Consider the following 21749-nt stretch of genomic DNA (forward strand, 5'->3'; position numbering starts at 1 on the left):
CGGGGAAATCGTTCCATTTTAGAATGCAATGACGGACGAGCTTGCTTATGCAGCAGATAGAAAGTTGAGGATGGAACGGTCCAGGAAAAAGCGCGGCAGGGGCAACCAAGCCGCATTATTACTACGCGCTGCGCTTCAGGGTTATAGAAAGCCGTGATAGATTTAAAAGAACAATGTCCGCTCCCAACTCACGATTTGTCCGTGCCTGCCGCTGTGAACCTGTCGATGTGACCCCGATCTGGCTGATGCGACAGGCGGGCCGGTACATGGCCGAATATCGCGCGGTACGCAAAAAACATTCCATCCTGGAGATCTGCAAGACTCCGGAAATCGCGGCTGATGTGACAATCACCGCCGCGGAAAAACTGGACGTGGACGCAGCCATCATCTTTGCGGATCTGCTTCTGCCGCTGGAAGTGATGGGCATGCCGTTCCGTTTTGAAGCCGGTGAAGGGCCGGTCATTGAGCGACCGTTGCGCGCGCCGAAGGATATCGACGCGCTGGTCACTAATCGCGCTTCCGAACTTGGCTATGTTGCCGAGTCAGTCAACCGCGTGGTGAAACATTTTGGCAGCAAGCTGCCGGTCATAGGATTTTGCGGCGCGCCTTTCACGCTGGCCAGCTACATGATTGAAGGCGGCGGCTCGCGCAATTACATCCATACTAAAAAGATGATGTATATGGAGAGCGTTGCGTGGCGGATGCTGATGCGCAAGCTGGTTGACGTGCTGGCCGCGTATGCCGCGGAGCAGGTCACTGCCGGCGCTGATGCGCTGCAGATTTTTGATAGCTGGGTGGGCTGCCTGAGCGTGGAGGATTATCGCCAGTACGTGCTACCTTTTTCGACTGACTTGGTGCAGCGGCTCAAGAAGACCGGTGTGCCTATCATTTATTTTGGGACTGACACGGCAACGCTTCTACCCTCGATGAAGGAAACCGGCGCTGACGTGATGGGCGTGGACTGGCGCTTCCCGCTCGATCAGGCGTGGAGCAGTTTGAACTTCAAGGGCGCGGTGCAGGGGAATCTTGATCCTGTGCTGCTGTTTGCCGGGCAGAAAGAACTGCGCGCGCGGACGGATGCTATTCTGCGGCAGGCCGGCGGGCGTCCCGGGCATATCTTTAATCTAGGGCATGGAATTTTGCCGGAAACGCCGGTGGAAAATGTTCGCGCGCTGGTGGATTTTGTTAGAGAATTGAGCGCAGCCTATTCCGCTGGAGCCGCCCCGTGAGTTCTACGCAATGAGCGCTTCAAAATCAGCCATCCTGCTGCTTGCCCATGGCAGCCCCGATTCGCCTGCCGATATTCCGGAATTCATGAAATACATTACCGGCGGCCGTCCGGTGCCAGACGCGGTGATGCAGGAAGTTACGCACCGTTATTCGCTCATCGGCAAATCACCTTTGACGGAAATTACCATGCAGCAGGCAGAAGCACTGCAATCCAGCTTGGGCCTTCCCGTCTATGTGGGCATGCGCAATTGGCGGCCATTTATCAGCGACGCGGTGCAGCAGATTACTGCCAGCGGCATTGAGAAAGTGGTGGCAATCTGCCTGGCGCCGCAGAATTCTTCTACCAGCGTTGGTCTTTACAGCAAGGTGCTGGCAGACGAGCGCAAGCCCGGCATGGCGGTGCAATTTGTGGAGTCGTGGCATGACCAGCCCTTGCTGATCCAGGCTTTTGCGGAGCGGCTAGAGCCAACGTGGCGGCAAGCGAGCGCGGAGATGGGAAGCGCGCTGCCCGTAGTCTTTACCGCGCACAGCGTGCCCATGCGAACGATTCACGCGGGCGATCCGTATGAGAAGCAGGCCAAGGAAACCGCGCAACTGGTGGGGCAAAGGATTGCCGGTCTTACGCCGGAGCTGCAGCACTTTGCTTTTCAGAGCCAGGGTATGACCGGCGGCCCGTGGCTGGGGCCGACAGTGGAAACTGTGATGCTCGAACAAAAAAGACGAGGGCACAAAGGCGTGGTGATCGCGCCGATAGGATTTGTCTGCGATCACGTTGAGGTGCTCTACGATATTGATATTAACTTTCGCCAGTTTGCCAATGAGCAGCAGCTCAAGCTGTGGCGGCCTGAGTCGCTGAATACTTCGCCTACGTTCATTGCGGCGCTGGCCAAGCTGGCTTCGACGCGCATGGCGCTGGCCTCGGGGATTGTGTCGCTGGCATGAAGCGCATAGCCATCATCGGCGGCGGCATTGCAGGACTGAGCGCGGCTTTCTATCTGGAAAGAGCGCGGCGAGCAGGCGCGGACCTGCAATGGACGTTGTTTGAAAAATCTGACCGCCTTGGCGGCGTGATACAGACGGAGCGCCGCGACGGCTTTGTGATTGAAGCCGGTCCTGATTCGTTTCTGAGCATCAAGCCAGACGCTGCACGACTGTGCCAGGAACTGGGCCTTGGCGATCAACTGATTCCCTCGAATGACGCCAGCCGCAAAACTTATATTCTGGTGAAGGGCTCGCTGGTTCCGATTCCGCAAGGATTGGAATTTATGGTGCCGACGCGCATATGGCCAATGGCGACCACGCCGCTGTTTTCTTTCTCGACAAAATTGCGCATGGCGGCGGAATTGTTTTCGTCGGCGCGCAAAGATGCGACTGACGAATCTGTGGGCGACTTTGTGCGCCGCCATTTTGGGCAGGAGATGGTAGATCGCGTAGCCGAGCCGCTGCTGGCGGGCGTTTACGGCGGGAACGCGGAGCGGCTGAGCATTCGCGCGGTGCTGCCGCGCTTTGCCGAGATGGAACGCCAGCACGGCAGCCTGGTACGTGCGACGTTGAAAGCCAAAGCGCAGTTCAAGTCCAAAGCTCCTACAGGCTCCAAACCGCAGCCATTGTTTACGTCTTTAAGAAACGGCATGCAGCAGATGGTGGAAGCACTAGTGGCCGCATTGCCGCAGGCTTCGATTCGCATGCGGCAGCAAAGTATTTCTCTGCGTCCGGTGAATGATGACTGGCAGATTGAGAGCGGCGGCATCAGTGAAAAGTTTCAGGAGGTTGTGCTGGCTGTTCCCGCACCCGCGGCGGCGGGATTGCTGCGGCAGTTTCATCCGGCGTTGATCGAAGGCTTGGCCCGGATAGAGTACACATCCACGGCGGCTGTGGCGCTGGCTTATGATCAGGCCGAGCTTCCCGCGGGACACGGGTTCCTGGTGCCGCGATCAGAAGGCCGCAAGATGATGGCCTGCACCTTCGTCCACAAAAAGTTTCCTTATCGCGCGCCGGATGATAAGAAGCTGTTACGTTGCTTCTTTTCCAGCTCGCGCATGCCTGACCTGCTCACACACAGCGATGAAGCCTTGCAGCAGTTTGCCCGCCAGGAACTTAAGGAAATTTTAGGTTTGACGGGCGAACCAAAATTTGCGCGCACGTTTCGCTGGGAACGCGCCATGGCGCAATATGAAACCGGGCATCTGGACCGCGTGGCGGAAATGGAAAAGATCATCGCGGCTATGCCGGGCTTCCATATTGTCGGCAATTCATTTCACGGGATAGGCGTGCCGGACTGCATCAAGTCCGCGCGGCTGGCGGTGGAGCAGATTACTGCCGGCGTTTCACAGCCCGCGACGGTTTAGACTTTTTAGGTTGTATTCACGTGCAATGTACCTCAGCGGCTAAAGCCGCGAGACTAATCGGCTTTACCGCAGGTCTAAAGACCTGCTCCACCCCGCCGTGGGACACAGTAAAGCCCAGAACGAAAAGCTAAGAACGGTTAGCTTTTGCAGCCTTTACAGAACGTCTGGGCGACGACGGTTTAGATTTGGCTGCTTTCGCAACGGGCTTTACCTGCAAACCAGCCTGCGTCTTTTTGGGCAGTTTTTCCAGAATCATCTGATAAGACTCTTGAATTAATTCTTTGATTTCCGGCTGGCGCAGGGAGTTTATCTCGATCATCGCGATCCAGTGATTGCGCGCCATGTAGGGAGCGGGAATGATTCCTTCCACTTCCACCAGTTCGGCAAACTTTTCCGGCGTGCACTTGAAGCAAATCTTCGTGGGACTGACGGCGGGTTCAAGATTTGCGATGCAGAACATTTTTCCGGCGATGCGAAAGAGCAGATTGTGCTCCCACTGAACGTCTTCTGTGGCGTGGGGAAGTGAAAGACAAAAGGGGCGCACCCAGTCGAGATAAGCAGGCATAGTGGAAATATAGCGTTCGCAGAAAGACGAGTAAATACTTGGGACGAAAGGCGCGCCGTATTTGGTTTCTGAGTCAACGGAAAGTTTGTTGAAAGCCAGGTAAGGAGTCGGTCTGGGCAGAATGTGGCACAGACACTCCTGTCTGTGCATGCCTCCTTATAGATTCCAACACGCACAGGCAAGAGTGCCTGTGCCACAAAATTCAATGGTTTAAGGCGCTACGCCAAGTAGCGCACGCACAATGTGCGCTTCTTCCGACGGATTCAAGACAGTGCGCAGATCCAGAAGCACGCGGCCGTCTTCCACGCGCGTAATAATCGGCGGATTGTTGTGGCGGAGGCGCGCGGCCAGTTCGTCCGCGCTGAGAGATTCAGCGGTAACAGCCAGCAGAAAAGTCGGCAGGGAAGAAGTGGGCGCGGAACCGCCGCCTACGAGCGATTCACCGGAGATGATCGTGGTCTTCAAATGGGCCGCGCCACTGAGCTGGTTCTTCATGGCTTCCGCGCGAGCGCGAATCTCTTCGGCGGGCAAGCGCATCATGCGGGCAAAGGGAATCGCATCGTGGTTCTGGCGGATGTATTCCATTAAGGTGCCTTCGAGCGCCGCGTAGGTGAGCTTGTCCACGCGAAGGGCGCGGAAGAGAGGATTGGAGCGCACGCGCTTGATCAGCGCTTCACGTCCGCTGAGCAGGCCGGCCTGCGGGCCACCCAACATCTTGTCGCCGCTGTAAGTAATGATATCGGCCCCGGCGCGGAGGCTATCCATTACGCCACTTTCATTCACGCCCAGCGCGCGCAGGGGAATCATTGCGCCGCCGCCCAGGTCTTCCATTACAGGAATATTGTGCTTGCGCCCAAGGGCAGCCAGTTCTTCCAGTGACGGCTGCTCGGTAAAGCCGATGATGGCGAAGTTGGAGCGATGCACGCGCAGCAGCAGCCGGGTTTTGTCGGTGATGGCGTTTTCATAGTCGGCCAGGCGCGTGCGGTTGGTGGTGCCTACCTCGCGCAGCACCGCGCCGGATTTGGCCATCACGTCCGGCACGCGGAATGAGCCGCCGATTTCTACCAGCTCTCCGCGGGAAACGATCACCTCGCCGCCTTCAGCCAGCGTGTTCAGGGCCAGCATGACCGCCGCCGCGCAATTATTGACGACAACCGTGCGAATGCCGCTGACGCCCTCCTGATTGAGCAGCCGCGAGAACAGGCGCTCTACGTGGACGTCGCGCTTGCCGCGCTCGCCGGCGGCAATATCAAATTCAAGATTGGAATAACCGCCCGCAACTTCCGCGATGCGTTTGATGGCCGATTCAGCCAACGGTGCACGTCCAAGATTCGTATGCAGGATTACGCCAGTGGCGTTGATAACCGGCTTGAGTGAAAATTCCATCGCGCGGTTGAGGTGCTGTTCGACGGCTTCCGGGAGGTGCTTAACCGCAAGTTCCACGGCTTGCTGCGTGCCGAGCGTGCCTGAGTTGATCTCATTGCGCAGGCTTGCCAGCACGGCGCGGACAGATTCGGTGACTGCCGGCTGGCCTTCACGCGCCAGCAGCTCAGCAAGATCGGAGCTTTTCAGCAGCTCATCTACTGAGGGGAGCAGGCGGTAGAGATCGGATTTGGGGGTGGTCGCCATCGACAATATTATTCCACAAGAACCTCGCCGCAGATTTTCGCTGATAGCCGCAGATCAAAAAAGACGTTAGCCGCGAATTTCGCGAATGAACACGAATTAAATGAATCAGTGGCAGGTTCAGGCTCCCAGGAAGAAAACTACCTAAAAACATTCACCGCAAAGGACGCTAAGGGCGCGAAGGAGTTAGGAGTTCTGGTCGCGAGGTCAGCTTGAATTTAGATCCGTAGTTATGGTCAGTACATTGAAAGCCGACTTGCACTTCCCCTAAGGATCCACGTCTCTCCATGATTCGTTCATCCTTTGCGTCCTTCGCGTCCGTTGCGGTAAGGAAGTTTTGGCTGACGGCTGAGTGCTCGCTTACCCCACCTCCACCAATCCATACCTTCTCTGCCAGTGCTGGCGGAGGTGCTGCATGACGCGCTGGCGATCGGCGAGAGTAATTTCCGGATCGGATTCTGACACCAGCTTTGCCGCCTCAACTTTGGCAAGTTCAAGCAGGTTGCGGTCGCGCAGGATATTGGCGATGCGGAGGCCGGGCATGCCCGCCTGCTTGGTGCCAAAGAATTCACCGGGGCCGCGCAGTTCAAGGTCAAGCTCAGCGATTTCAAAGCCATCCTGCGTGCGGACCATTTCTTTGAGACGGCGCTCGGCTTCCGGCGAGACCTTGCCGCCGGTCATGAGCACGCAATAAGATTTGGCCGCGCCGCGTCCAATGCGTCCGCGCAACTGGTGGAGCTGCGAGAGGCCGAAGCGCTCCGCGTGCTCCACGACCATTACGGTGGCATTGGGCACGTCCACGCCAACTTCAATGACCGTGGTGGAAACCAGTACGTCAATCTCTCCGGCTTTGAAGCGGTGCATGGTCTGTTCTTTTTCTTCCGCGCTCATGCGGCCATGCAGCAAGCCGACGCGCAGGTCAGGGAAAATTTTCTTCCGCAGTTCGTCATACATGTGCAGCGCGGCCTTGAGCCCTGTTTTTGAGCGCGCGCCCGCGGGCTCGGCGGCAAATTCCATTTCCTGCTGCTCCGCCGGAGCGCCTTCAATCACCGGATAGACGACATAAATCTGGCGTCCAAGCTTGGCCTGCTTGCGCACAAAGTCCCAGACTTCGCCGGCACGCTGGTCAGAAATTTTACGCGTGGTGATGGGCGTGCGCCCGGGCGGCATCTCGTCAATCACGCTGGTATCAAGGTCGCCATAGAGCGTAAGCGCCAGTGTGCGCGGGATGGGGGTAGCGGTCATGACGAGCGTGTCTGGTTCGGCGTCGCCTTTTTTCATGAGCTTGAAACGCTGCATTACGCCGAAGCGGTGCTGCTCATCGACAATGACCAGGCCGAGCTTATTGAACTCAACTTTTTCCTGGATCAGCGCGTGCGTCCCGATGACCAGATGCACGTCACCACGAGCAATGTGGCGGCGGGCGCTGCGCTTCATGTCTTCGTCCAGCGAGCCCGTGAGCAGGAGGATGCGGTAGCCGGCGACATCTTCAAGGATTCGCCGAGCGGAAAAATAATGCTGCGTGGCCAGGATTTCCGTGGGCGCCATTAATGCGACCTGATAGCCATTTTCAATGGCAATGGTGGCGGCCTGCAGGGCGACGATGGTTTTGCCCGAGCCCACGTCACCCTGAAGCAAACGGCGCATGGGAGAAGGGTGCTGCATGTCATGCGCGATTTCTCCCAGCACGCGTTTTTGCGCTCCGGTGGGCTTGAAAGGCAAAGTCTTCTTCAAAGCGTCGCGAACTTGTTCCGTGAGCGCGAAGGAGATGCCGGGACGCTCACGCATCTTGCGGCGTTTCAGCTCCAGTCCCACTTCAAGAAAGAACAGCTCTTCAAAGATCAGACGCTTGTGCGCGGGCGTAGCGTGATTTTGCAGGTCGGCAAAGGATTCACCTTCAGGCGGGAAATGCACCTGGGCAAAAGCGGGCCGGCGGTCGAGCAATTTCAGTCGGCGGGAAATCGCGGGCGGGATGCCGTCAGGAATATCCGCCGCCAAATTTTCCAGCGCACCATGAATGATGCGACGAAACCAGCGCGAGGTGAGCTTGGCATTGGCGGCTGATTCATAGATGGGCACGATGCGGCCGACTTCGAGCGATTCAATGTCTTTGGCGGTTTCCAGATCAAGCTCGGCTTCACCGCCTCCGTCCAGAAGTTCAAACTGCGGCTGCGTGATCTGCAATCCGCGGCCTTTCCATCCTTCTTCAACCTTGCCATAGAGCGCGACGAGCTGGCCGGGTTTGAAGCGGTCACGCAGATATTCACCGTGAAACCAGATGCATTTCAGAGTAGAGCGTCCCTGGCCCGCGACCAATTCAAAGATGGGCATGCCGTTGCGCGTGCGAAAGACGGCGGAATTGCGGACTTCTGCAATGACAGTGGCCATCTCTCCGGGGCGCAGCTCGCCAATGCCGCGCGGGTTCAGGCGATCTTCATAGCGGAAGGGCAGGTAATAGAGCAGGTCTTCAACGGTGGAGATGTTCTTTTGCGCGAGCCATTCGGCAACGCGCGGGCCAACGCCTTTAACGAATTTGACTTCTGTGTTGAGGTCCAACATTTCTGTCGCTTCGCTCCAAACCGCTTACGAAGCATATTTTCCCTTGAAGAGTTACGAGCCCTTACTGCAAGCCGCTCGGCGCGCAAGCCGGCCTTGCGGCGAATAGCCACCGGCACTGAAATGATGATACTTGAGGTGGGAATTTACCGCAGAGGACGCAAAGGTCGCAAAGTGGTGTCCGCCGTTTTTGTCCATTGCTGGTTGTTGGAACAATGCAACTCATCCTACACTGGTAAAGAAACTACCGGCATCCGTGATGAAAAAATGGTTGATAGAGGTTGGCTGCTGCGCTGTGATGGCGCTTTCGGTCCCAATAGCGTGTGCTCAACAGGAGGCTCCGTCTTCAGGCGCGCCCGCAGCTTTGGCCCAAAATTCGCCGACGCCTGCAGCCCAGACATTGCCAACGCCCGCGGCTACGCCCACTGCAAATACTCATAAGCCAAGCCCGGCGGAAATGGCTGTGGCGCGGTTTACGCCGACCAACGATCCGAAAGAGATTGTGCGCAGGTCCATGGAAATCGACAGACAGACGCTGGACCTGGCGAGAAATTACACGTGCCAGCAGCGCGAGGTCATCAAGCACCTGGACAAGAACGGAAACGTGAAGTCGACCGAGGTAAAGACCTTCGATATTGGTTTTTATTACGGAGAGGAATATTCCCGGCTCATCATGGTGAACGATAAGCCGCTCGACGATAAGGAAAAGAAGAAAGAAGACGAGAAGCTGGAAAAATTCCTGGCCAAATACCGCAATGAGAGCCCTGAAGCGCGAGAGAAACGCGCGGAGAAAGAGAAAAAAGAACGCCAGGAAAACCGCGCATACCGGCTGGACGTGGCGAATGCCTATGACTTCAGTATTGTGGGAGAAGAAGAGCTGGAAGGCGTGAATACGTGGGTGATAGAAGCTACGCCGCGCAAAGACTTTAAGCCGACGCAACCACACGCCGAAATCCTGAAGAAGATCAAAGGCAAGATGTGGATCGACAAGAAAGAGTACAACTGGATTCGCGTTGAGGCTGAGGCCACCGACACGATCTCATTCGGGCTGTTCCTGTTCCGCATACATCCGGGCTCGCGCTTCAACTTCCAGCAGATGCATTTAAACGATGAAGTGTGGCTGCTGCGTCGGCTTTATATCAACGGGGGAGCGCGGATCGCGCTATTCAAGAATGAAGCGATTGAGCAGGAAGATACTTTCTCCAACTATAAGAAATTCAGTTCAACGTTTACCATCCTGCCGGGCGTGAAAGAAGTGCCACCGGAGGAGAAGCAAAAATAGCACGCGTTGTGTGCACTATAGCGTCCAAAAATCGGCTGGATATTGTCTAATGGCCATTGCCGATGCTGATTCGCCCACCTAATATCATGCGCCCTTTAGTTCGGTATAGAACATACAGCCTACTCCCCCCGCGCATATGATCAGAGTACAACTTCATACGCATGCAAGCGAAAAGATCCTTGCGCGTTGAGGTGCTGGTCTTAAAAAGACCACGCGATCAGTGCGAAGGAGAACCATGCCTGCAGCGATTGAATCCCGGAGCATGTATAAAAATCGAATCCTCGCTTCATTGCAGAGGGCGGAAATAATGCGTTTGGCTCCGCATTTGTTGCCGCTGGACCTTCCGGCAGGAAAGACACTGCTGGATCCTGGACAAGAAATCACCCACGCATACTTTTTGGAGACAGGCCTTGCCTCAGTGGTAGTGGCGATGTCCAATGGAAACATGGTGGAAACGGGAATTACCGGGAATGACGGGTTGGTAGGATTCCCCGTGTTGCTGGGCACCAAAACCATGCCGACGCGGACATTCATGCAGATCCCCGGCAAGGGTTTCAAAATCAAGGCGCATCACCTTGTGGACGAATTTGAGAGGGCTGGAACGCTACAGAAAAGAATTAACCGGTATTTTCAGGCGAACCTGGTACTGACGGGGCAAACCGCGGCCTGCAATCGGCTGCATGACATTGCAGAACGACTGGCGCGCTGGCTGCTGATGTGCCATGACCGCATGGACTCTGACACGTTTTCTATCACTCACGAATTCCTTGGCCACATGCTGGGAACGCCACGATCCACTGTGACGCTGGCAGCGGGAATTCTGCATCAGTCCGGACTGATTGATTACTCGCGCGGAAAAGTTACTATCCAGGACAGGAAAGGCCTGGAAAAAGCAGCTTGCGAGTGTTACCAGACGATTCGAAAAGAGTTTGACCGGCTGGGAATCTCTTGACTCTAAATCAATAAAAATTGGGATGAGTGAAATTGCATGCACAATTCCATTAAAAAATTTTAACAAGAAGCAGCTGTTCCTGCACGGAATCAATTTTTTTAGTTATGATGTATGCATCTGTTGTATACCGAACAGACGGATTCAAATGCGCTGTTCTATTTTGAACATATCGAACGGATGCTCGGCCTTTTCGTGGTTTCCCGCGATCCATTCCTGATCGAGACAGGGCGCGCGCATCCTGAAAATCCGGCGGATACACCGCGACACCTCACTTCGTTCACAGCTGTGTATTGGCAATTATGCGGGAAGAGATTTTGATCTCATCAATCCTGCTGGCCGCCGCCGCTGGAAACAACATGAGGTTGCTGAAATGATTGGACGATACGCAATTTTCACCCCTGTGTCGTGCCTGTTGTCAAATGCCAGCGCGCCTGGCGCAGTGCCGGTTCTGATGTGCGCGATTCGCGCGGCGGCAAGCAACGGAGGCAGCCATGAGTAGCTGCCATGCAAATTCGGCAGGACGGCAGAAAACCATCCTGTGCGTGGATGATGATCCCCTAATATTAGATTCGTGGTCGGACCTGATCAGTAGCGCGGGATACCATGTGTTAACCGCGTGCGGCGGCGCAGAAGCGATCCAAAAGTTTTCCGCTCACGTTGTCCATGCCGTGGTGCTGGATTACGAAATGCCAGGACTCAACGGCAGCACCGTAGCCATGCAGTTGCGGCGAATCAATAAGCAAGTGCCGATCATTCTCCATACTGGCGGAGCGGCACCTTGCGCGGAAGAATTAGCGCTGTTCAACAGCTTTGTATCCAAGGGCGCAAGGCTTTCCGCCATGCTGGCAGCCATTGAAGGAGCGCTGCTCCAGCGTGCTAGCGGATAAAGCAAAACTGTATATATGAAAACGGCGCTCTTGCGAGCGCCGTCTTTGGGGGGAGGGTACAACAACTATTGGTTTACTGGAATCTTGATGATCTTTTTCTGAATTGCATATGTAACTAACTGAGCTTTGTTGTGAATATCGAGCTTGCGCATCAGGTTGAATTTGTGAGCTTCCACGGTTTTCACACTCAGTCCCAGGATCACTGCGATTTCCTTCACGGAATTTCCTTCCGCCAGCAGCTTCAGGATCTCCCTCTCGCGCGGCGTTAGCGTAGATATCCGTGGCCGCATCCTGGTGTCCCGCACGCGCGACCGGAAATCTTCCACGAGCTTGCCGAGCACCTGGGAGCTCAAATATTTTCCGCCTTTATAGACGTCCTTCACCGCAGTCAGCAACTGCGGCGCAGGCGTATCCTTCAGCACATAGCCCGACGCGCCAACCTCCAGGCACTGCACCAAATAATCTTCGTCTTCATACATAGTCAGGAAGAGGATCTTCGTTTCCATGCGGTTTTTCTTGATCTGCCGCGCGGATTCAAAGCTCGACAGTCCCGGCATCCCGATATCCATGAGTACGATGTCCGGCCGCAGTTCGCGAGCTTTTTCCACGGCTTCTCCGCCGTCGGCCGCTTCGCCCACGACTTCAAAATCGCTTTCGCTTTCCAGCAACCGGCGTACGCCCTGGCGAAACAGCGTGTGATCATCTACGAGTAAGCATTTTATTTTCGGCATGGGGGAGTGTCCTTTTCTTTAATTCGGCCTCTGCACTGCGTGTGCCGCGTGCGCCAGCGGACGGTCCACAACTTGCGTTTCATCGCCCGCGGGTACACTTATTTCGATTCGCGTGCCTTTCCCTTTGGTCGAGATCACGCGTGAGGTCCCGCCCAACATTGCTATTCTTTCTTTGATTCCTGCCAGCCCAAAAGAGTTATCGCGAGAGTTGCTGCTGCGCGCCTGTATTCCAACGCCATCGTCTTCCACTATCACCTGCACCAACTTGTCCGCGCGCTCCACCTGGACTGTGACGTTCTTTGCCTGCGCGTGCTTGGCAACGTTGTGCAGCGCTTCCTGCACCACTCGATAAATCGCCTGCTCGGCGCCTGACGCCAGCCGGCCAACGTCTTCGGCAATCAGCACGCGCGCTTTCACGCCCGTATTGCGGGCAAAATCTTTCGCTTCTTTGCGGATCGCCGCCACCAATCCCAGCTCTTGCAGCACCAGCGGAGAAAGCTTGCCAATAATTCTGCGGATGCCCTCAATCGTTCTGTCCACCACTTCCACTGTCTCGCGAATTTTTCCGCGAACGTTCTTAGCGGTGCTTCCGGTTTCCATCATTCCCAGGTAGAGCCGGATCACCATCAGCGCCTGGCCGGTTTCGTCGTGCAGCTCGCGGCTAATGCGTTTGCGCTCTTCTTCCTGCACCCGCAAAAGATGTCCTGAAAGTTCCGCGATTCTCTGTTCGCGCTCGCGCAACGCGTCCGTCATGCGCGCGCGTTCAATCGCCAGCGCTGTGCGATCGCCAATGGCGCGCATCAATTCGCGTTCTGTCGGCAGCCATTCATAAGGTTTGGGAAAGCCAATCACCATCACGCCAATCGTCTCGCCATCCGCTTTCAGCGGCACGCCCCACAGAGACTTGGCTTTAATGCGGATCATCGGCCGCAACACGCCAGTATCCACGCTGGTATCCAGGATCATGTTCGGCTCGCCGCTCTGCGCGATCTTCCCGGAAAAACCAATTCCTGGTTCGATCTTAAAATCTTCCGGCACCTCTGCGTCCATACCCACTGAAGCGGAAATCCGCAAGCCGCCAATCTCAGCGTCGCTCAGAAGGATGATGCCCAGCGACGCCTGGAATGTCTGAGTCGTGATGTCCAGGACTTTATTCAGCAGCGCGCTCAAGTCGGCGGAAGCCAACTCGGCATCCAGCAAATGCAGCAGAGCGGAAGACTCCAGCGTCTTGGAATCAAAATACGCGCCTGAAATAATTACGAAAGAAACCGAAGACAGCATTTCCAACGCTGCTTTGGCTTCCGCTTCGCGCTCCGGGAACAGTCCGGCAATATAAGGTTCACAGCAGGATTGGTACAGCTCCAGCGCTCGCGCCACCGCGCGCGTGTCCACCTGCAGCTTTGAAAGCCTTGTGCCAAAGTACTGCAAATTTTCCTGGAAACCGGGGTAATCGTTGTGGCAGAAATAAGAGCATCCGGCGGCCAGGGTCAGGCGTTCCACTGCGGCTAAGGTCCGGCCATCAAAGCCAAATTCTCTTGTGAGCTGGTCACGCCACTTGTTTGTAATGTCTGGGAAATAAGGTTCTAGCGCTCGCGCAACTTCGGCGATCAACTCTCGAGACGATTCCTTGAACGGCGGTACAGCGGTCACTGGCACTTCCTGAACTTTGATTGACGAGAGCGGCCGTTCCCCGGTCATTTTACTCTTCAGGTAACCGGAAAATACCCTAATCTCTAAGGTATTTTACAGCGCTTGGAAGCTGTTGTGAACTAAATAGTTAGTATTTCTCTTGCCAGCAGTGAAACACCTTATTCGTCTAGGAGTTACGCCTTAGGCGCGATGTACCCCAAAATGGCCAATTTTGAGAGCTGCAGGGCGCAAGCTCATCTGCCCCTAAGCCGGAATCTTCTATCCGAGCCCATTTTCTACCCCAAGCTCATCTGCCATCCAGGCATCGTCATCCCGACGACCGTTAAGCGACCGGGCGTACTCCTCAGCCCGGGAGTAGGGAGGCAAAGAGATGGACCGATCCCTTGGAAGCCGGTGTAAGCTTGTTCCGTGTTCTCGCGCCGGCCCATCCCGTTCCGCTGGATATTTCCGCTTGGCGAACTCACGCTCTGCTGGCTCATGACCGCTCTGGTCCATACTCTTCCTGTTAACTGTAGCTTCTACAGTCAAACTTTGAGGATCATCCGCGTCCTGAATCTTCCCGGCGATCTGCTGCAGGTTCCCGTCAATCTCCTTCGCGCTGATAAATTTGACTGGCATCCCTCATTCATCAGCGGGCTTGTTTGGAGCGCTCTCTCGTGGCCCGTGCTTGCCCTGGGTTTCTGGTGGTTCGCTGGTCGCGCGGTCGACGCTCTTCTTGCCCTTGGTGACCGCCAGCTTGGCCTGCGGATTACCCTGATGGAGGCCACCATAGGGGGCCTGCTGATGCTGGGTGGCGTTGCGGTGGTTCTCGGCTACGCCCTCAGTCATCCGGCGCAAATTTATACCAACACCACCACGGGATTTGCTATTGCCTCCGGAGGCCTTTGGGCTGTGCTCGGCGGACTGTCAGTAGTGGCTCGCTTCCGCCAATTGCGCCTGCGCCGCCGAATGGCATCATCTGCCGTTGCTGTGACCTCATGAAGAGATCATCGGGGGTTAATATCGCAACAAACCGGAACAGGTCTCGATACTCAAGCGCCGTAGGCGCGAAATTATTGAGCCCAGCGTACGAGCGCTGGGTTAGCGTGCAAAAACAAGTTGAGCCCCGGAGGGGCGGCACAAAATAGGTTCGTATCGGGGACCGGGCTTAAGCCGGGCCGCAACAGCGACTCCTTTAACCTCTGTCATCTTGAGCGACGCAAAGGAGCGAACGCGACCTAAGGCGGAGTCGAAAGATCCCGAGAATGTGTCCTCTGCCATGTTGACGCAAGGCGTTCTCTTAAAAAATGTCTCACGGGCTCAGCCAATGCGAGCCCCAATGACCAAAATGATTTGTGGACCGCAGGCGCCCCCGCCTGCGAAGAACGGTGTTGAAAGGATTTTGTGGCACAGGCACTCCTGCCTGTGCAGGTGTATCCGTCAAAAGGCTCTTTAGGTTTGACCGAATACTTGCGTCTGGCCTACCTCAGCACCATAGGAGCAGTGCAAATAGGTTCGTATCAAGGCCCCGGGCTTCAGCCGGGCCTGCGGCAGCGACTCCTCTCATTCCTCTATCATCTTTGAGCGAGCCCGCGGGAGCCAGAACCGCACTTGCGAGGGTAGGCGAGCCAAGGGCGAGTCGAAAAGATGATAGAGCCGCTCCCCTCGCATGAGGATTCAGGAATTCTCACCAAGACATGGCCGGCCATCATGAAGCCGAACACTCCAATCATCCTCTGGACCGCAGAGCCGTCGCCTGCGAGCGAACTCCATTAGGACATTTGCAGCACAGGCACTCTCGCCTGTGCGGAATGAAGGTTCTCGACGATCCAGCGCCGTGAGCGCATCGCGAAGTTAGTCCCGGGCGTGAGCCCGGGGTAAGCGCCCAGCACGAGTCAAGCGCCGGAGGCGCGGCACAAAATGGTTTCGTATCAGGGCCCGGGCTTTAGCCGGGCCGCAACAGCGACTCCTTTAACCTCTGTCATCTTGAGCGACGCCAAAGGAGCGAACGCGACCTGATGCGGAGTCGAAAGATCCGGAGAATGTTGTCCTCTGCCATGTTGACCCAAGGCGTTCTCTTAAAAAATATCTCACGGGCTCAGCCGCGCCATAAGCATTTCGAATCATCTTTAGTCGCCCGCGCCGGGGCTAAATGGCCAGCGTTGCAGAATCGTTGTATCCATCCAGAGGGCGGAGCAGGCCTTTTAGGCCCGCGACAGCGATCCCTCCATCCTTCTATCATCTTTGAGCAAGCCCGCGGGAGCCGCATCCGAGCTTGCGAGGGAAGGCGAGCCAAGGGCGAGTCGAAAAGATGATAGAGCGGGTCTCCGCCGACCAATGCCGCCAAACGAAATGAATCTTGGAAGAATCCAGCGCCGTAGGCGCGGCACAAAATTGGGTTCGTATCAGGGCCCGGGCTTTAGCCGGGCCACAACAGCCACTCCTTTAACCTCTGTCATCTTGAGCGACGCCAAAGGGGCGAACGCGACCTGAGGCGGAGTCGAAAGATCCCGAGAATGTATCCTCTGCCATGTTGACGCAAGGCGTTCTCTTAAAAACGTCTCGCTCCCACAACTTATCAACATTGAAACTCTGTCTCCCGCCGCGACGTGTCATCCTGAGGCCCGAGCACCGCGTGTTGTCGAAGCCTGCAACACAGCTTGCACGCGAGGGCCGAAGCATCTGCTCCGCTGCTCTTAAGGGACTACCACCGCAAACAGAATCCACACTCAAGATCCTCCATGTCATCGCGAATATTCAAGGCATCAAGATGTCAAAGCTCTTTCTGTTTGGCAGAGTAGAGACATGATTGCCGCCGATAACGCCCAGCGGGGTGGAGAAACAAATCCTTGAAACGCTGTATCCATTCAGAGGGTGGAGCAGGCCTTTCAGGCATGCGGCAGCGTCTCCTTACTCTCCTCGCTCATCTTGAGTGAGCCCGCGGGACCCGGGGTCCCCGGACCGCGCCGTTTTTGCGCGGGCTGGGGTGGGGGAGCCGGATCCGAGCTTTGCGAGGGCAGGCGAACCAAGGGCGACTCGAAAGATGAGCGAGACCGGTCCCCTTCGCATGCTGATTCAGGAGTTTACATACGCATCAGACTGCGCCGCAAGGAGCTTAGTAACGCGGGTCGACCTGTTATTTCGGAGATAAGGCTTCCGGACTCAGTGTGAAATATAGGAACAGCCGGTATAAGATTTGTGGTGTGTATAAAGCCAGCAAAATACCTGGTAGGCAATAAAATGTGCAGATAAACCAGCGCTTGACATCAGTTCGTCGATCGGCGGCCCTGAAACGATCCTGCAACACTTGACATACGCGCCCAACCGCGCTCTCTGGCATGTCTTTTGGGAAAGCGATCACTGCTACCTTATCTACGGTCCGTACGTTCCAGTTTTCAGGGCAACACGGTCTGAATGTTGACATATCCAACGTCGGTTTCTCCTGCGGTGCCAAAAGTTCATCAAAGATATCGACAACTTGGTACCCAGCGTCTTGTGCAGCGCCTATCTTTTTAGCGGATACCCATCCTGGTTTTCCGGCCGGGGAAAGCGTTTTGAATGCCCTCGTCCAGCCCCGTCGCTTGGCGTCCTCTACTTGCTCGCGAGGCACCATCTTGGTGGACTTCTCATCCGGCGACATCATCGGAACAGATGCGTCTCTACCCGCTTGGACACGCCTAAGAAATTCGTCGTCCCCATAGTAAAAGTCCACTCTGTATTCGTTGATCGGCTCAAACACATTTTTGGGAAATAAATCCTTCGCCAACTTGCGGACATCAACAACGTCCACGAGAGTGAAGCGGTTTACATACGTAGCAAAGCAAATGATAACGGTATAGCCTGCAAGTCCCAATGAGAACAACAGCACAAAGAGACGATGCCACCAGTGCTGTTTCAGGTTCAATCGTTGAAATAGAGAACTGAACGGAAACAAAATGCGCTTTATGCGTGCGGCCATTTCCCACCTCGCCGGACGGATTATATCCCGTTCGCCCAGATTCGCCGCGGGGGCCATATACCCGATTGCTTTCTCCTTTTATTCGTGCTACTCTTTCCCATGCTTACCCGCTCCCAAATCCTCCGCGCTCTCCGTTCTGCTGCCCGCCAGCTTGGCCGCGCTCCAACACGCGCCGAGTTCTTGCGACTCACTGGCATTCATCATTGCAAGCTCATCCCGCACTTCCCCGGTGGATATCGCTCAGCCATCCGCGCCGCCGGACTATCGCCTGACCCCGGCGGTCTTCGCATCGGCACGGCTGACCTGCTGACCGACTGGGCACGCCTGGCCCGCAAGAAAGGCCGTGTTCCCACCCGCGACGAATACGAGCGCGAAGGCCGCTACGCCTCCGCCAGTCTGGAAACCCGCTTCCATCGTTGGACGCAGGTGCCTGCCGCTTTCCTGAAATTTGCCGAATCGATGGGTCTTTCCGAAGAATGGTCTGATGTCGTCGGAATCATCCATAACGGCCCCATGCCCAAACGCGGCGGCGGACGTCGCTGGCTTAAAGGTTGGAAGAAAAACGACGGGCACAAAGCACGGCGGAAGAATGACTCGCAAAAAATCACCGCGCAGCAGAATCAAGACTCAGTCGTTCCTGCCGTTGCCCCGGCTTCCGTACCCTCTGCCCCTCAGGCTGGCGTCTCCGTTCTTCCTCCGCCGCTCCACGGGATGAAGTGCGTCACGGTCTCCATGCTCGCGATACTCTTCTCCATGTCCTCTCTTCGCACGCTTGTTCCCCGCAGCGTCTATCCTGACCGCCCGCTGCTCGGCGCGCCTATGGACCTGCCCGGCTTCCTGTTTGAACCCACCAATGAAATGGGAGTGGTGCTTCTGTTTGGCATGCTTTTCTGGCGCCTGGGTTTCATCATTGAGTCGGCGCAGATCGGCTACCCGGATTGCCGGGCAAAATTGGAAGTGGAACCCGGGCGCTGGCAGGATGTGGGCATTGAATTTGAGCTTCACAGCCGTCACTTCCTCGCCCATCGTCATGATCCTAACCGCTGTGACTTCATCGTCTGCTGGATACACAACTGGAAAGGCTGTCCGCCCAATTTGCGGGTCATAGAGCTGCGGGAAGTAGTCCGCAGGCTGTCTCAGTTGCCGCGTGCCCAACGGCTCAGCTTCTGATCGATGGGTTCGAAGATGACTTGCTTTTCCGATCACCGGATCACCGGATCACCCGATCACGGCGATCACCCGATTCCGCGCTCAGCCTAATCCAATTCTGATCCGCGCTCATCCGTGTTGATCCGCGGTAAGGTTTTGCCTTTCCGATCTCCCGTCAAGAAGCGCGGGGTAGGTCTTTTTTGAGCAGAGCCAGCTTGGATGCTGCATGGCGTTTGCGGCCCCCTGAAACTTTGTATCCCATTACCGGCTGCATGTCGCACGCCTCCATGTAATGTGCCGCGCACAAGGGAACCTCGCGGCGAACGCCTCTGATCAGAACGATCATTACCCGATACGCCGGCTCAGAGCAGTCCGTACAAGCATTGCCGTAATGATTCGGAATCGTGTCCTGAATGACTCCTGCGCGTATATGAATCATAACCACCACCAATACATCATTAATTGGATTGGGAACAGTTTAAGGCGTCCGAGAGAAGTAAAGGCGTGATCTCAATCACGCTCTGCAGCTTAATACTGGGATTAGGGAGATGGCACTCCTGCCTGCGGAGGATTAATTAAGAACATGAGCGGCAGACCGGGCAGCTTGGTGTTGGCTCGATGGGTAGAGAAGTCCTCGCCTGCGCAGAAGAATCCTGTGGGCTGTGTGGTGCAGGCCATTTGCTTTTCCGATCACCGGATCACCCGATCACGGCGATCACTCGATCTTTACACCGCGCTCATCCGCGTTGATCCGCGGTAAGGTTTTGCTTTTTCCCGATCACGGCGATCACCCGATCTTCACACCACCACTGCCTGCTTTTTCTCTGACTGCTCCAGTTCGATCGCCTGCTTGAAATAGTCCATTGAAAGTTTCAGTCCGGCTTCCAGGTCGATCTTCGGCTCCCAGCCCAGCAGCCGCTTTGCCTTGCTGATGTCCGGACGGCGCTGTTTAGGATCGTCCTGCGGCAACGGCTCATTGACGATTGGACTCTTCGACCCAGTGACCTTCAGGACAAGCCGCGCGCATTCCAGAATCGTGAACTCCACCGGGTTCCCGATGTTTACCGGATCGTGCTCGTCCGATTTCGACAGGCGCACAATGCCGTCCACTTCATCGCTCACGTAGCAGAAGCTGCGTGTCTGGCTGCCGTCGCCATAAACGGTGAGCGGCTCTCCGCGCAGGGCCTGTTTCATAAAGTTGGAAATCACTCGGCCATCGTTCAGTTGCAGCCGCGGCCCGTAGGTATTAAAGATGCGCAGAATGCGCGTATCCACCTTGTGGTAGCGATGGTAGGCCATGGTCGCGGCCTCAGCAAAGCGCTTGGATTCGTCATACACAGAGCGCGGGCCGATTGAATTCACGTGCCCCCAGTACGTCTCTTTCTGCGGATGCTCCAGCGGATCGCCATAGCACTCTGAAGTCGAAGCGACCATATACTTCGCGCCATATTTCTTGGCTACGTCCAGCGAATGAAACGATCCCAGAGAACCAACTTTCAGCGTCTCAATGCCGTGTTCCATGTAGTCCACCGGGCTGGCCGGCGACGCGAAGTGAAAAACGAAATCCACGGGACCCACGTCAAAAGGTTCATTCACGTCCTTTTGCACAAACTCAAAGCGCGGCTCATTTTTCAGGTGGGCAATATTGCGCAGGCTGCCGGTCAGCAGATTGTCCACGCCCACAACGTGGTTGCCCTCCGCCAGCAGCGCATCGCAAAGATGCGATCCCACAAATCCCGCTCCGCCTGTCACCAATACCCGCATAAAAGTTTTCCCTCGCAACTCGACTACCTGGCCCATCTCTCTTGCCCCCTTCGATCACGCGGGCACAGCTTCATTCTACTGCTGTCCCGCTCCAATACTGCTTATTCCGCTGTTGCCGCCGCAGTGACCTATGCTGCGCTCCACGTCGGTGCCTTCTTCATAGTCATTCCAGGTTTCCACCAGCAGATACGGCGCGGCGTTCTGCGATCCGTAATATTTGCGAAACACCCGCAACACGTCTTCAAACGTCTTGCCGCACCGATAAGCAATGTGCCGGTTCCGGCTCCATGAAGCCTTGCTGTCGTCAAAGCCCGGCCACACCGCGCCCACGGCAATCTTGTCCGGATGGTGCTCCTGCATGTTGCGATAAAAATAATTCAGGTAGTCTTCGCCGTAGTTGCTGCCGTCGTGCGCCCATCCGTCTTTGCCCGGCTGCACCCATGCGTAGTAGCCGTCAAATGCGTCCGGATATTTGTCACTCATGTCCTTGTAGATCAACAGCGGAGGATCGGGCCATGACCTGGTGACCTGCCTAATGCGGTTCCAGTCTGTATTGGATTCTTTGGGAAAAATAAAGATCACTGGCCGCCCGTTGTAGCGCAGGTAAGCAGAGCGTGAAGGCCCTGCTTCCGGCCCGATGTAGCGATCGTAAAGATATTGCAGGTCCACGATCACCGCGTCCGTGTCATAGCCAGGATGATCGACCGCCTCGTCATACTGCGCCGCAACTTTAAAGCTGGGATCGGCGCTGGCTGCCTGCTGCATCAGCCCGTAAGCTGTGTCTTCAAACTCCTTGCGCGGGCCGTACCAGTTCACCACAAATCCGCTGATGTTCAGCTCTTTGGCCTTGGCAATCTGCTGCCGCAGAACGTTGGGATCATGGCAGGAATAGCCCACATCAATGTGCGCTTTCTGCCCGAACCACGGCTGGTAGATGGCCAGCAGCCGCGGGCTGCCTTCCGGCGCGCGTCCCTGCGCCGCCAGCGACTCGCGCGGATTCACCTTGGCCGCGCAGCCTGTTGCGCCCGCCATCATTAGTAGAGAGAGCATCGCGAGTCCCAGCAACGCGATC

The 21749-nt window shown here is 56.1% G+C and carries 18 protein-coding genes; 9 read left to right on the top strand and 9 right to left on the bottom strand.

Annotation, left to right across the window (positions count from 1 at the left end; genetic code table 11):
- Positions 1 to 173 precede the first annotated feature (173 nt).
- The 3 genes from hemE to hemG are packed head-to-tail and all read left to right on the top strand — an operon-like array spanning position 174 to position 3578.
- Complete coding sequence (gene hemE, locus LAO76_15225; GenBank protein ID MBZ5492279.1) at positions 174 to 1229, top strand: uroporphyrinogen decarboxylase; 1056 nt, start codon at positions 174 to 176, stop codon at positions 1227 to 1229.
- 10 nt (positions 1230 to 1239) lie between these two features.
- Positions 1240 to 2172, top strand: a complete 933-nt coding sequence (hemH, locus tag LAO76_15230) for a ferrochelatase (protein ID MBZ5492280.1) — start codon at positions 1240 to 1242, stop codon at positions 2170 to 2172.
- Positions 2169 to 3578: a protoporphyrinogen oxidase gene (gene hemG / locus LAO76_15235; GenBank protein MBZ5492281.1), complete on the top strand. Its 1410-nt coding sequence runs from the start codon at positions 2169 to 2171 to the stop codon at positions 3576 to 3578. The genes hemH and hemG overlap by 4 nt, the downstream gene beginning before the upstream one ends.
- Before the next feature lie 127 nt (positions 3579 to 3705).
- Here the strand turns inward: hemG and LAO76_15240 are convergent, their stop codons facing one another.
- The 3 genes from LAO76_15240 to recG all read right to left on the bottom strand — a co-directional run bounded on the left by LAO76_15240 (position 3706) and on the right by recG (position 8328).
- A complete protein-coding gene (locus LAO76_15240) occupies positions 3706 to 4143 on the bottom strand; it encodes an MmcQ/YjbR family DNA-binding protein (GenBank protein MBZ5492282.1) in 438 nt (145 codons plus the stop codon).
- Between the two features lie 210 nt (positions 4144 to 4353).
- A complete protein-coding gene (gene selA, locus LAO76_15245; protein ID MBZ5492283.1) occupies positions 4354 to 5772 on the bottom strand; it encodes an L-seryl-tRNA(Sec) selenium transferase in 1419 nt (472 codons plus the stop codon).
- Positions 5773 to 6129: 357 nt separating this feature from the next.
- The gene (gene recG, locus LAO76_15250; protein ID MBZ5492284.1) at positions 6130 to 8328 is read right to left on the bottom strand and encodes an ATP-dependent DNA helicase RecG; all 2199 of its coding nucleotides are present in this window, start codon (positions 8326 to 8328) and stop codon (positions 6130 to 6132) included.
- A gap of 256 nt (positions 8329 to 8584) precedes the next feature.
- Between recG and LAO76_15255 the strand changes: the two genes are divergently transcribed.
- The 3 genes from LAO76_15255 to LAO76_15265 all read left to right on the top strand — a co-directional run bounded on the left by LAO76_15255 (position 8585) and on the right by LAO76_15265 (position 11446).
- Complete coding sequence (locus tag LAO76_15255; protein MBZ5492285.1) at positions 8585 to 9607, top strand: hypothetical protein; 1023 nt, start codon at positions 8585 to 8587, stop codon at positions 9605 to 9607.
- Between the two features lie 307 nt (positions 9608 to 9914).
- Positions 9915 to 10559 (top strand): Crp/Fnr family transcriptional regulator, encoded by a 645-nt coding sequence (locus LAO76_15260; protein ID MBZ5492286.1) that lies wholly within the window; start codon positions 9915 to 9917, stop codon positions 10557 to 10559.
- Between the two features lie 491 nt (positions 10560 to 11050).
- Positions 11051 to 11446 carry a response regulator gene (locus tag LAO76_15265; GenBank protein ID MBZ5492287.1) on the top strand — a complete coding sequence of 132 codons (396 nt, stop codon included), beginning with the start codon at positions 11051 to 11053 and terminating at the stop codon, positions 11444 to 11446.
- A 65-nt stretch (positions 11447 to 11511) separates the two neighbouring features.
- Here the strand turns inward: LAO76_15265 and LAO76_15270 are convergent, their stop codons facing one another.
- Together LAO76_15270 and LAO76_15275 are read right to left on the bottom strand one after the other, a co-directional pair.
- Entirely contained in the window at positions 11512 to 12168 is a 657-nt protein-coding gene (locus LAO76_15270; GenBank protein ID MBZ5492288.1) for a response regulator transcription factor, read from the bottom strand.
- 27 nt (positions 12169 to 12195) lie between these two features.
- A complete protein-coding gene (locus LAO76_15275) occupies positions 12196 to 13875 on the bottom strand; it encodes a GAF domain-containing sensor histidine kinase (protein ID MBZ5492289.1) in 1680 nt (559 codons plus the stop codon).
- Between the two features lie 483 nt (positions 13876 to 14358).
- On the opposite strand from LAO76_15275, the gene LAO76_15280 reads away from it, so the two are divergent.
- Positions 14359 to 14808, top strand: a complete 450-nt coding sequence (locus LAO76_15280; protein MBZ5492290.1) for a hypothetical protein — start codon at positions 14359 to 14361, stop codon at positions 14806 to 14808.
- A gap of 2134 nt (positions 14809 to 16942) precedes the next feature.
- Here LAO76_15280 and LAO76_15285 read toward each other — a convergent pair.
- Complete coding sequence (locus LAO76_15285) at positions 16943 to 17764, bottom strand: hypothetical protein (GenBank protein MBZ5492291.1); 822 nt, start codon at positions 17762 to 17764, stop codon at positions 16943 to 16945.
- Between the two features lie 99 nt (positions 17765 to 17863).
- Here LAO76_15285 and LAO76_15290 point away from each other — a divergent pair, with 99 nt between their 5' ends.
- Positions 17864 to 18934 carry a hypothetical protein gene (locus tag LAO76_15290; protein ID MBZ5492292.1) on the top strand — a complete coding sequence of 357 codons (1071 nt, stop codon included), beginning with the start codon at positions 17864 to 17866 and terminating at the stop codon, positions 18932 to 18934.
- A gap of 154 nt (positions 18935 to 19088) precedes the next feature.
- Here the strand turns inward: LAO76_15290 and LAO76_15295 are convergent, their stop codons facing one another.
- On the bottom strand, positions 19089 to 19352 hold the full coding sequence (locus LAO76_15295) for a hypothetical protein (protein ID MBZ5492293.1): 264 nt from the start codon (positions 19350 to 19352) through the stop codon (positions 19089 to 19091).
- 144 nt (positions 19353 to 19496) lie between these two features.
- Between LAO76_15295 and LAO76_15300 the strand changes: the two genes are divergently transcribed.
- Positions 19497 to 19673: a hypothetical protein gene (locus LAO76_15300; GenBank protein MBZ5492294.1), complete on the top strand. Its 177-nt coding sequence runs from the start codon at positions 19497 to 19499 to the stop codon at positions 19671 to 19673.
- 38 nt (positions 19674 to 19711) lie between these two features.
- Here LAO76_15300 and LAO76_15305 read toward each other — a convergent pair whose 3' ends face one another.
- Together LAO76_15305 and LAO76_15310 are read right to left on the bottom strand one after the other, a co-directional pair.
- A complete protein-coding gene (locus LAO76_15305) occupies positions 19712 to 20677 on the bottom strand; it encodes an SDR family oxidoreductase (GenBank protein MBZ5492295.1) in 966 nt (321 codons plus the stop codon).
- A 75-nt stretch (positions 20678 to 20752) separates the two neighbouring features.
- Positions 20753 to 21709 carry a hypothetical protein gene (locus tag LAO76_15310; GenBank protein MBZ5492296.1) on the bottom strand — a complete coding sequence of 319 codons (957 nt, stop codon included), beginning with the start codon at positions 21707 to 21709 and terminating at the stop codon, positions 20753 to 20755.
- Between the last annotated feature and the right edge of the window lie 40 nt (positions 21710 to 21749).

Source organism: Terriglobia bacterium (genome assembly GCA_020072645.1).
Taxonomy (GTDB): domain Bacteria; phylum Acidobacteriota; class Terriglobia; order Terriglobales; family Acidobacteriaceae; genus Angelobacter.